This window comes from Streptomyces sp. XM83C (genome assembly GCF_023072675.1).
Taxonomy (GTDB): domain Bacteria; phylum Actinomycetota; class Actinomycetes; order Streptomycetales; family Streptomycetaceae; genus Streptomyces; species Streptomyces thermocoprophilus.
The window spans coordinates 1-2,280 of record NZ_JALLGL010000511.1 but is presented as its reverse complement, the minus strand read 5'-3'; the positions used below and the strand labels follow the sequence as shown (position 1 = coordinate 2,280).

Genomic DNA, 2,280 nt, shown 5'->3' with positions numbered 1-2,280 from the left:
GCCGACGCCTCCGCCCTGGCCTCCGAGGCGCCCTCGGCCCCCTCGCCGTCCCCGTCGACGTACCACCGGCTCCCGAGCAACGCCGCCGGCAGCAGCACCGCCACGACCGGCAGATACGACACCCACAGCGCCAGATGCCAGTGCGCCCCCGCCCACGCCAGCGAGGCCCCGAGGATCCCGCCCAGGCTGTACACCGCGTGGAAGCTGAGCATGATGCTGCGCCCGTACGACCGCTGCAGACTCACCCCGAGCATGTTCATCGAGGCGTCCAGCGCGCCCACGGCGAGCCCGAACGCGGCCAGCGCCACCGCCAGCCCCGCCATCCCCCGCCCGGCCCCGACTGCGAGCAGCGCCAGCAGAACGACCGGCTGGGACCAGCGCAGCAACGCGCTTGGCGGTATCCGCCGGACCAGGCGTTCGGTGGTGACACTGCCGACGCCGGCCAGCACCGGCACGGCCGCCAGGAAGACCGGCAGCAGCGCGTCGGAGACGCCGTACCGGTCCTGCACGGCGGGGATGCGCGTCACGAGCAGAGCGAAGGCGACGCCCTGGGCGAAGAAGCTGAACGCCAGCGAGGCCCTGCCGCGCCGCAGCACATCAGTCATGGCGGCGAGGGTAGGGCCCTGGCGTACCGGTGGGTAGATCCGGCCAGAGATGAATTTCGTTCAGCTTCGGCGTGTGGTGCGGCGACCGGTGCGTCAGGCAGCCGCGGCCGGTGCGACGGCGACGCGGGCCGCGGTGTGCGACTGGGCTCCGGCCGTCGTTCCGGCGTCCCGGCCCTGGGCCGCCTTGGCCTCGGCGATCACCATGCGGGCCATCGGCCCGGCGCCGAGCGCGCCGCCGACAAGGAACCCGATGCCCATGGCCACGATCATCAGCACGTTGCCGAGCCACACCATGGTGTCGACGGGCAGCGTGTACGCCCCCACGACCCGCGCCACGCACTCCACCAGCAGGACGACGCCCCACACGAGGGAGAACCTCCGCTCTGCGCTGCGGAAGCGCGCGGAGGAGGCCTCCAGGCGCGCCCAGGCGGCTTCGCGGGCCTCGTCGCCCTTGACGACCCACGGCTTCATCCCGGCGGTCATCATCGGCTTGCCGAGCATGACGGAGACGATGATGCCGATACCGATCGCACTGCTGACCCCGCTGTCCTTGGCGAGCATCAGCCGCGGGTCGCCGGCGACGAAGCTCAGCAGCAGGGACACGACGTTCACGAAGAGGATGAGCGCGGCCATCCCGTTGACCTGCCGCGTCCGCAGCGCCGCCCACGCGGTCCGCACCGCGGGGACGATGCTGCTGAGCGCGAGCGCCGTCACCGTGCTCGTCCCGAAGCCGTTCTTGAGCAGGTAGTACGCCCCCAGGGGCACCGCCACGTCGATGAGGAGCGGCGCGAGGTTCTTGAACTTCCTGTTCGTCGTCATGCCCTCAGCTTCTCGTCCGGGCCGGGGGCGCCGGTAGAAACGATCGTCCGGAGCTCGGCATGACAAATGTCAGACGAGCAGGTCGGCCAAGTCGTCCATGCGGGAGAAGAGTTGCCCGGCGTCCTGGAGCCGCTCGGCGGGCGTCATGGCGGTGAACCCGAGGACGTCCATCCCGGCCGCCACGGCCGCCTGTACGCCCAGCGGACTGTCCTCGACGACCACGCACCGCTCCGGGGCGACGCCCATCTTCTCCGCCGCGTACAGGAACAGGTCGGGCGCCGGCTTGCCCCGCCCGACGTCCTGCGAGCTGAAGATCCGCCCATCGTCGAACCACCGCTCCAGCCCCGCCACCCGGTGCCCGACCCGGATCCGCTCATGGCTTCCCGACGAGGCCAGGCAGTACGGCACCCCGGCTGCCGTCAGCTTCGCCAGGACGTCCTCGACGCCGGCGACGGGCTTCAACTCCCGCTCGAACGCGGCGAACACGCGAGCGTGAAAGACATTGTCGAAGTCTTCCGGCAGTCGCCGCCCGCTGCGCTCCCACACCAGCTCGTGGACGCGGTGCATCGCGGAGCCCATGTAGTCCCGGATGGACTCCTCATAGGTCGTCGGATGCCCCACCTCGGTGAGGTACGCGGCGAGATGCCGGTTGGAGATCGGCTCACTGTCGACGAGCACGCCGTCATTGTCGAAGATGACGAGTTCATAGCGCATGCCTGAACCCTAAACGCGGAAAGCCCCGCACCAAATGGTGCGGGGCTCCCCGGAAAAATCGTTCGGCGGCGTCCTACTCTCCCACAGGGTCCCCCCTGCAGTACCATCGGCGCTGTAAGGCTTAGCTTCCGGGTTCGGAATG

General features: G+C 70.3%; 2 protein-coding genes, 1 rRNA gene and 1 pseudogene. All 4 read right to left on the bottom strand.

Features of this window, described 5'->3' with window-relative positions; translation table 11 throughout:
• Window positions 1–605, bottom strand: a pseudogene (locus MTQ10_RS29880) (MFS transporter); the annotation flags it as partial.
• Window positions 606–698: 93 nt separating this feature from the next.
• Window positions 699–1,424 carry a VC0807 family protein gene (locus tag MTQ10_RS29875; protein ID WP_247473645.1) on the bottom strand — a complete coding sequence of 242 codons (726 nt, stop codon included), beginning with the start codon at window positions 1,422–1,424 and terminating at the stop codon, window positions 699–701.
• A gap of 69 nt (window positions 1,425–1,493) precedes the next feature.
• Entirely contained in the window at window positions 1,494–2,138 is a 645-nt protein-coding gene (locus MTQ10_RS29870) for an HAD family hydrolase (protein ID WP_247473643.1), read from the bottom strand.
• A 60-nt stretch (window positions 2,139–2,198) separates the two neighbouring features.
• A 5S ribosomal RNA gene (rrf, locus tag MTQ10_RS29865) occupies window positions 2,199–2,280 on the bottom strand; the annotation flags it as partial.